We start from the raw sequence: 7211 nt of genomic DNA on the forward strand, positions 1-7211 counted from the left end.
GCACCTCATGCTGCCCACCGGTCAAGCCCTCGACGACCTGCCTCCGCGCCCGCGCGTGCTGCTGGTGGACGACGACGAGGTCAATCTGCTGTTGACCGCCGCTGCGCTGCGCGAGCGCGGCTTCGAGGTCACAGAGGCCGCCAGTGGCAGCGAAGCGCTGGGCCTGCTGTCCACCCGCACGCCCGATGTCGTCGTGCTGGACGCGCTGATGCCCGAGCTCGATGGCTTCGAGACCTGCGCCCTGCTGCGCGCCACGCCCGGCTTCGAATCCCTGCCCGTGCTGATGCTGACCGGTTTGGACGACGAAGCTTCCATCAACCGCGCCTACCAGGCCGGTGCCACGGACTTCTTCGTCAAGTCGCCCCAGTGGAGCCTGCTGGACGGCCGACTGCGCTACCTGCTGCGCAGCTCGCGGACCCGTCACGAGCTGGAGCGCAGCAAGGCCAAACTAGCCCGCGCCCAGGACCTGGCCCGCATGGGCAGCTTCGAGTGGTGGCGCGTGGCACCTGCCAGCTTCGCCATCTCCGCCGAGGGCCTGCGCGTCTTCGGCCGCGGACCGCAGGATCGCCTCGATTTCATCGGCGTCATGCGCATGGTGCCAGCCGATGACCGTCACGTCTTCCTGCGCCTGCTGCGCGACGTCATCGCCCACACCTCGGTGCTGGTCACCGACTTGCCGCTTACCCTGCCCGATGGCCGCCAGCGCGTCGTGCACATCGAGGCGGAGCCCGAATTCAATGAGCAGGGCGGCGTCAACGGCTACACCGGCATCTTGCAGGACGTGACCGACCGCCGCCAGGCCGAGGACCGCATCCGCCAACTGGCGCACTTCGACGCGCTCACCGGCCTGCCGAATCGCCGCCAGCTGATCTACCGCGTGGAGCGCGCCATCGAGAGCGCACGGCGCGGCGGCCACGAGGTGGGCTTGCTGCTGATCGACCTGGACCGCTTCAAGGTCATCAACGACACGCTGGGCCATGCGGCCGGTGACGAACTGCTCGTCGAGGTCGGTCGGCGGCTGCGCGCCTGCGTGCGCCATTCCGACCAGATCCTCGAAGGTGTTCTCGACGGCCTGGGCAACCGCAGTCACCGCGGCCTGGAAGCAGTGGGTCGCCTCGGCGGCGACGAGTTCGTTGCCCTGCTTCCCGAGGTGACTGACGAGCGCGACGCCGAGCGCGTCGCCCAGCGCGTGCTGGATGCGCTGCGCGAGCCCATCTTCGTCGGCGGCCAGGAGTGCTTTGTCACGGCCAGCGTCGGCATCGCGCTGTACCCGCGCGATGGCCAGACCATGGCCGACCTGCTGCGCAACTCGGACGTGGCCATGTACGCCGTCAAGAGCCAGGGCCGCAACGCCTCGGCCGTCTACTCGCCGCAGCTGGCCGGCCACGGCAAGCAGAAGCTGGAGCTGGAAAGCGCGCTGCACAAGGCGCTGGAGCGCAATGAGATCGTGCTGCACTACCAGCCCAAGATCGACGTGCGCGCCGCCCGCATGGTGGGTGCCGAAGCGCTGATGCGCTGGCAGCGTGGCAACGTGCTGGTGCCACCGGCCGACTTCATCCCGTTGGCCGAGGAAACCGGCCTCATCGTGCCGCTGTCCGAATGGGCGCTGAAGGAAGCCGCCCGCCAGGCCAAGCTGTGGTCGCTGCAGTTCGGCTTCTCGGACTCCATCGCCGTGAACCTGCCCAGCCGGCTGTTCGAACGCACCGATCTCGTTGAGCACATCCACCAGTGCGTCAGCGCCTACGGCGTCCCGCACCGGTCCATCCAGCTCGAGATCACCGAGAACAACCTGATGAAGGACCTGCAGAACGTCATCCCGTCTCTGCACCGCCTCAACGAGGTCGGCGTCGAGATCTCCATCGACGACTTCGGCACCGGCTACTCTTCCCTGGCCTATCTCACCACGCTGCCCATCTCGGAGGTGAAGATCGACCGCACATTCGTGCGAGACCTGGGCATCACGCCGCAGAGCTCGGCCGTCGTCACGGCCATCATTGCGCTGGCGCGGGCCCTGGGCCTGCGCGTCATCGCCGAGGGCGTGGAGACGCTGCGCCAGATGGAGGTGCTGCACCGCCTGGGTTGCTCGCTGATGCAGGGCTTCTTGTTCAGCAAGCCGCTGCCGGCGGACGAGTTGGAGCGCTGGATTGCCCAGACCGTGCTGCCGCGCAAGGCCCCCTGGATCACGCAGGCCGACGTCCCCAGCGACCTGATTCCTCGCGGACAGGGCTGATGCGCTCCCAGCTGCCCCCGGCCCAACTGGCGAAAGCCGCGTTGCAGCGCCTCGCCCAGGCGCGGCTGGAGCCCACACCCGAGAACTACGCGCGCGCCTACGCCATCGAAGCCGGCGGCGAACCCGCCGCGACACCCAACGGCGGCGTGCCCGAACGCGTCCAGCAGTTGATGTCCAGGCTCATCAGCCTGGCCCTGCCCAGTGGCAGCACGCGCCAAGAGCTGCAGACCGCCTTGCGCGAACAGCGCCTGGACGAGCTGCAGCGCCAGGTCGACAAGCTGCTCGACGTGGCCGGCCCGGCGGCCCAGGCCGAGGCCCTGGCCCAGGCCATCGAGCGCCTCGTGCGCGGACTGGAGCGAGGCAGCAGGCACTGGACACTGGCACGCAAGAAGGATGGCATCTCACGCGCCCTGGAGCTGAGCCGCAGCGACAGCAGCAAGCTGATCAAGCGGCTCACCCAACTCGTCGCAAGCTGGGACAAGGACGCCGATGGCAGCGACATCGAGACTGAGGAGGGCGGCACGCCCAGCCAGTTTTTTGCCGACAGCGCCTTTGCCGAAACCGGCTTCCGCGACAGCACCGGCTATGGTGAGACCTCCCGTCTCGGCGATCTGGGCGAACTAACCCTGCGCGAGAGCCTGCCCTCGGTCGATCACCGCGAGAACTGGACTGAGATCAGCGGTGAGCTGGCCAGTACGGTGCGCCACGCACTGCGCTCGCCGCAGACCGAGGCGACGCCCGCCGACGCCCTGATGCGCGAACTGGAGGCCGCCCAGGCCGAACTCCAGGGCCAGGGCGCCAGCCCCGATCGCGCGACGCAGATGGCCGCGCTCTGCCTGCGCGCGCGCCATCTGCTGGATCACCGCCGCTACCTCTTCGACGAACTCGGCGGCCTGTGCCGCGAGCTGGGCGCCAGCCTCGTCGACCTCGCCGAGGACGACTCCTGGGCCCGTGGCCAGGCCGAGGCGATGAACAACACGCTGGCCCAGGGCCTCTCCGGCCGGGGCGTGCGCACCGTTTCGGAGCTTCTGGCCGGCACCCGCGAACGCCAGCTCGCGCTGCGCGAAGAGCGCTCCAAGGCGCGCGACGCCCTGAAGGGCCTGATCCAGCGCATGCTGTCCGAGCTTGGCGAGCTGGGCCAGCACACCGACCGCTTCCAGAGCAGCGTGGGCCGCTATGCCGAGGCCATCGAGCATGCCGACTCCCTGGAAAGTCTCGCCGGTACCGTGCGTGAGATGGTGGAGGAGACCCGCAGCGTCCAGGGACTGGTGGCCCAGACACAGGCGCGGCTGACGCTGGAACACGACCGTGCCGCCGCGCTGACCCAGCGCGTGGACGAACTGGAAGGGGAGCTGCGTCGTCTGTCCAACGAGGTCCACACCGACCAACTGACCCAGGTGGCCAATCGCCGCGGCCTCATACAGGCTTTCGGCATCGAGCAGGCCAAGGCCGAACGCGAGTCAACTCGAATGGCGCTGGCACTGCTGGACATCGACAACTTCAAGAAGCTCAACGATGGCCTCGGCCACCACGCCGGCGACATCGCGCTGAAGTCGCTGGCCGAGCGCACGCAAGCCTCGCTGCGGCCCGGCGACATGGTGGCGCGCTACGGCGGCGAGGAGTTTGTGCTGATGTTGCCCAACACGCCGCTGGACGAAGCCCAGCAGGTGCTGGTGCGCCTGCAACGCTCGCTGTCCAGCGCGCTGTTCAAGCACGAAGGCAAGGACGTCTTCGTGACCTTCTCGGCCGGCGTCACGCTATACCGTCCCGGCGAGACGCTGGAGGCCGCGCTGGACCGCGCCGACGTGGCGCTCTACGAGGCCAAGCACACCGGCAAGAACAGGGCCTGCGTGGCCGAGTGAGCCGCAGCGTGCGGCGCGCCTAGAAATTGAACGCAAGGCGCAGGCCGCCCCAGTGGCGCCCCGCCACGATGATGGGCGCCGTCGCCTCCTTCAGCACGACGAAGCGGCCACCGCCCATGTCGCGGCGGTAGGTCTGCAGCAGGAAAGGTCGCTGGTTGCGCGCCGACGCCAGGCCGGTGCGGTCATTGAAAATGCGGCGATAGCGGCTGTTGGCCGTGTTCCAGACCGTGTCACCGGGGCGCTGCGGCTGACAGTACTTGCGGTTGTGCGTCGCGATGTAGCCGTTGCGGTCGGCCGCGATGCAAAACACCACCCTGTCGCTGAAGGCCAGCGCTTTCTCCTGCACGAGGGGGAAGAGCTTGTCCGTCAGCTGGCAGAAGCGAGTCGTGTGCTGCTGGGGGGTGGTGCCATCGATGGGACGGTAGTTTTCGTCAAACAGGTCAGCCTGCGAGATCTGGCCGCTGCGAACGGCCGTCTCCAGCAGCCCGGCGATCTCGGCCGCGGCCTGCTCGGCGGCGCGGATGAACGGCATGTCGTCGACCTCGACACCGCTCTCGGCGATCTGCTCGACCAGGTCCTCCGCCATGCGCAGGAAGCGGTCGCTGCCATCAAAGGCGACCTTGAGTCCATGCGAGGCCTGTGACACTTCGCGCTCCAGCTCGTGGGCGCGTTCGTTGAGCAAGCCCATCTGCTGGCCGCTCTCGGCGGCCGACGTGGAGATGCGCTGCACATCCTCCTCCACTTCGTGGAAGGCGGCGTGGATGGCGCTGGGCTTCTCGCCATCCTGGGTCAGTTCGGCGCTGAAGCGGTCAATGCGCTCCTGCAGCGTGGCGATGGCGCTGACGATGGCCTTGGACGACGCCTCCACCTGGCCGGCCAATGCCTTGACTGCCTCGGCCACGACTGCAAAGCCACGGCCGGCGTCACCCGCATGCTTGGCCTCGACAGCGGCATTGAATGCCACCAGCCGGGTCTGCAGGGAAATCTTGGTGATCTCGGCGGCGGCATCGGACACCTGCACCAGCGTGGACGCCATGCCGGTGACCTCGCCGCCGACCACGCCCAGCGCGCCGCGAGCGCGCTGCACGGCGGCGGCGCTCTGCGCCGTGGCTGCGGCGATGGCTGCCTGGGCCTGACCGATCTGGTGGAGCTGTTGGGCCAGCGCCTGCATGGCCTGGCCCTGGGCTTGGACGATGCGCTGGGTGTCCTCCAGCGCACCGCGCACCTCGGCGGCATCCTTGCCGACCGTGGAAATGGAACGCGCGAGGCGCTTGACGACGTTTAGCGCGGCCCCCTCTTCACGGCGCGCGGGCTCTTCGCGAGAGTCGGCAGAGGTCGTGCCCCCACTCTTTGGCCACCTGAACATGCGTTGTCCCCTGCTTGTCAGCCGGGGCTCGGCAAGAAATGGCCCCGGTGTTACCAGTCACGCAGCTTAACGCGCAACCTTGCAATCGACTGACTGTGCAACTGGCAGACACGGGACTCCGTGACCTTGAGCACGGCCGCGATCTCCTTGAGATTCATGTCGTGCTCGTAGTACATGCTCATCACGAACTGCTCGCGCTCCGGCAGGTTCTTGATGGCCGCCACCAGCGCCTCGCGCATGCGATGGTCCTGCAGCTGGGCCACAGGGTTGCTGGCCTCGTCGGCCACGTGACGGTCGAGATAGTCGTCATCACCGTCATCGCCCGACATGTCTTCCAGATAGACCAACTGGGTGCCGCGAACCTTACCGAGCAGCTCCTGGTACTCGGCCAGCGGCAGGCCCATCTCGGCAGCGATCTCGGCCTCGTTGGGCGCGCGACCCAGGCGCTGCTCGACCCTGTGCACCGCGCCTTCGATCTCACGCTGCTGGCGGCGCGTGCCGCGGCTCATCCAGTCGCCACCGCGCAGTTCGTCCAGCATGGCGCCGCGGATGCGCTGCGTCGCGAAGGTCTCGAACTGCACGCCCTGCTCTGCGTCGAAACGCGACAGCGCGTCGGTCAGCCCGATCAGTCCGACCTGGATCAGGTCATCCACCTCCACGTTGGCCGGCAGCTTGGCGATCATCTGGTGTGCCAGGCGTCGCACCAGCGGGCTGTACTGCTTGATCAGCGTGCTGTTGTCCAGGCGGCCTTTAGGCGTGTACATCGTCATCTCCGGCGAGATCAATGCGCTGCGATGAAGGGAGAAGACACCGCGCGCGCCGGGCGCAGCGGGGTCGCGTCGGAAGCGGCATCGACGGCCGCTCCGGGAGGGGCCGCGAGCAGCAGCTCGCGGGCCAGGTGGCGCAGCTCCGGCGCCAGCGGCGCATGCTGCGAGGCCCGGGGGTCCAGGCAGGCCCAGTCGCGCAGCACCGCGCCGAGGAAACCGTCGGCGCAGGAATGGAGCTGTTGCGCGATGCGAGTGGCCACGCGCAGTTGAGGGTGGCAGGCCATCAGCAGACTGTAGACCATCAGCCCTGCCCTTTGGGTCAGCCATTTCATTCCGGCATAGGCTTCCGTGACGCTGGCCGGATCGGTGTCGGCCAGCAGCAGCGGGCGCACCTCGCGCAGCGCGACGACGCGGGCAAGCTCGGCCGCACTGGCGTGCAGCAGGATGACATCGGCCTCGGGCGCAGCCTCGACGACGGCCTCCAGGAAGGCGGCCGCCGAACCGTGGGCATTGGTGTGGCGCAGCGGCAACCCGCGCGCGGCCAGATAGGAAACCCTGGGAGACAGGCGCTCGATGCAGTTGGACAGGTCCACCTGTGCCAGCTCCGAGGGCTGGGGCGAATGTACGCCGGCATCCACGACCAGGGTATGCAGGCCCAGCTCCGCAAAGGCGGCGCACAGGCCCTCGAGCAGCGCGCCCGCGCCCATCACGCGCGGGTTGCTGACGACCGGCACGAAGCGGGTCTTGGAGGCGGCGAAGAGGCGGCGCAGGCCGTGGGCCTGATCTTGCGGCATGTCGCGCATTTAGTGCATGGCCCTCATGCCCTCCGTCAGCGGCGCGCCGGCGAAGATGAGGTTGACGTCGGTGTTGTCCATGCGCCATGCGCTCGAGGCCGCGCCCTTGAGCGCACGCTGCACCAGCGCCGCACTGGGCAGGCGGTGCCAGTCTTCGGGCACGCGCTGACCGTTGGCGACGCCCAGCACCTT

The 7211-nt window shown here is 68.5% G+C and carries 5 protein-coding genes and 1 pseudogene; 2 read left to right on the plus strand and 4 right to left on the minus strand.

The genetic code is table 11. The features are described 5' to 3' along the window. Window positions 1–7 precede the first annotated feature (7 nt). Both VGF12_RS09165 and VGF12_RS09170 read left to right on the plus strand, forming a co-directional pair. Window positions 8–2230 carry a putative bifunctional diguanylate cyclase/phosphodiesterase gene (locus VGF12_RS09165; RefSeq protein ID WP_331175733.1) on the plus strand — a complete coding sequence of 741 codons (2223 nt, stop codon included), beginning with the start codon at window positions 8–10 and terminating at the stop codon, window positions 2228–2230. Beyond that, window positions 2230–4092, plus strand: coding sequence for a GGDEF domain-containing protein (locus VGF12_RS09170; RefSeq protein ID WP_331175734.1), 1863 nt, complete (start codon window positions 2230–2232; stop codon window positions 4090–4092). Before VGF12_RS09165 ends, VGF12_RS09170 begins: the two co-directional genes overlap by 1 nt. A 19-nt stretch (window positions 4093–4111) precedes the next feature. Here the strand turns inward: VGF12_RS09170 and VGF12_RS09175 are convergent, their stop codons facing one another. The 4 genes and pseudogenes from VGF12_RS09175 to VGF12_RS09190 all read right to left on the minus strand — a co-directional run. Then, window positions 4112–5458 carry a methyl-accepting chemotaxis protein gene (locus tag VGF12_RS09175; protein ID WP_331175735.1) on the minus strand — a complete coding sequence of 449 codons (1347 nt, stop codon included), beginning with the start codon at window positions 5456–5458 and terminating at the stop codon, window positions 4112–4114. Between the two features lie 50 nt (window positions 5459–5508). Continuing rightward, the gene (locus VGF12_RS09180; RefSeq protein ID WP_331175736.1) at window positions 5509–6222 is read right to left on the minus strand and encodes an RNA polymerase sigma factor FliA; all 714 of its coding nucleotides are present in this window, start codon (window positions 6220–6222) and stop codon (window positions 5509–5511) included. 17 nt (window positions 6223–6239) lie between these two features. Beyond that, a complete protein-coding gene (locus VGF12_RS09185; RefSeq protein WP_331175737.1) occupies window positions 6240–7019 on the minus strand; it encodes a flagellar biosynthesis protein in 780 nt (259 codons plus the stop codon). 9 nt (window positions 7020–7028) lie between these two features. Next, window positions 7029–7211: pseudogene (locus VGF12_RS09190) on the minus strand (flagellar biosynthesis protein FlhF); the annotation flags it as partial.

Origin of the sequence: Roseateles sp., from assembly GCF_036404855.1 — a bacterium.
GTDB lineage: Bacteria > Pseudomonadota > Gammaproteobacteria > Burkholderiales > Burkholderiaceae_C > Pelomonas.

Coding starts and splice junctions, on each gene's coding strand:
- VGF12_RS09185 (WP_331175737.1), bottom strand. CDS start 7,019: ATGCCGCAAGATCAGGCCCACGGCCTGCGCCGCCTCTTCGCCGCCTCC.
- VGF12_RS09180 (WP_331175736.1), bottom strand. CDS start 6,222: ATGTACACGCCTAAAGGCCGCCTGGACAACAGCACGCTGATCAAGCAG.
- VGF12_RS09175 (WP_331175735.1), bottom strand. CDS start 5,458: ATGTTCAGGTGGCCAAAGAGTGGGGGCACGACCTCTGCCGACTCTCGC.
- VGF12_RS09165 (WP_331175733.1), top strand. CDS start 8: ATGCTGCCCACCGGTCAAGCCCTCGACGACCTGCCTCCGCGCCCGCGC.
- VGF12_RS09170 (WP_331175734.1), top strand. CDS start 2,230: ATGCGCTCCCAGCTGCCCCCGGCCCAACTGGCGAAAGCCGCGTTGCAG.